Raw genomic sequence first — 910 nt, forward strand, 5'->3', positions numbered from 1 at the left:
CGAACGCACCCTGCAGGGCACGGGCGCCGAGCATCATCGCCTCGTTCGTGGCAGCGCCGCCGAGGGCGGACGCGGCGGCGAAGCCGACCAGACCGGCGACGAAGGTGCGCTTGCGGCCCCACAGGTCCGCGATACGGCCGCCGAAGAGCAACAGACCACCGAAAGCCAGCGCGTACGCCGTGATGACCCACTGGCGGTTGCCGTCGGATATGCCCAGGTCCTGCTGGGCGGACGGCAACGCGATGTTCACGATGGTCGCGTCCAGCACGACCATCAGCTGGGCGAGCGCGATGAAGCTGAGCGCTTTCCAGCGGTTGGAATGGGAGTCGGCTGCCGCCTTGGCGGTGGCCTGAGCTGTTTCAGACATGGGGATACCCACTTCGGGACTTTCGTGGCGAAAAACGATGAGAGAAGTTCAGAGAGACAAAGCTGGAGATGAAGAGCGAGACAGCGAGACGTCGGGACATCGAGACAGGGACAGGGACAGGGACCGCTCGTCATCGTCGACGGCCGAAAGCGTTGTACGAGGTGGTTACTGGTTGCGACTACTGACCGGCGCGGAGCGCCGAGCGCCGAACTAATCGATATCGATCTGACCGACCGGATCAGTCACGCTCGTCGCATGTCCTCCACGGTCACGGCCGATCCGGGCAGTACGGAGCGGGCGGGTGCTCGCAGACCATCCAGGAACATCTGCAGATGACGGTGCACGCAGCGGTCGATGCCCTCGCACTCGGTGCCTGGCAGCGGCCGGGTGTCCAACGCCTCCACCGATATGGGGGCGGTTCACTGTCTGCAGGTCTCAGCCGGCGAGCTTGTTGGTCTTGCGGATCGCTCCGTCGAAGACCCCGGCGGGAAGGATACGGTGCGCCGCGCTGAGGAGCCGGGCGCTCTTGCCGGCGGTGTACCG

The 910-nt window shown here is 65.6% G+C and carries 1 protein-coding gene and 1 pseudogene; both read right to left on the reverse strand.

The features are described 5' to 3' along the window. Positions 1-367: MFS transporter (locus ACTWQR_RS55820; RefSeq protein ID WP_443235030.1), on the reverse strand; the 367-nt coding region annotated here is incomplete at its 3' end. Between the two features lie 242 nt (positions 368-609). Next, positions 610-756, reverse strand: a pseudogene (locus ACTWQR_RS55825) (TetR/AcrR family transcriptional regulator); the annotation flags it as partial. Positions 757-910: the final 154 nt, after the last annotated feature.

The organism is Streptomyces sp. 2A115, assembly GCF_052245575.1.
Classification (GTDB): Bacteria; Actinomycetota; Actinomycetes; order Streptomycetales; family Streptomycetaceae; genus Streptomyces.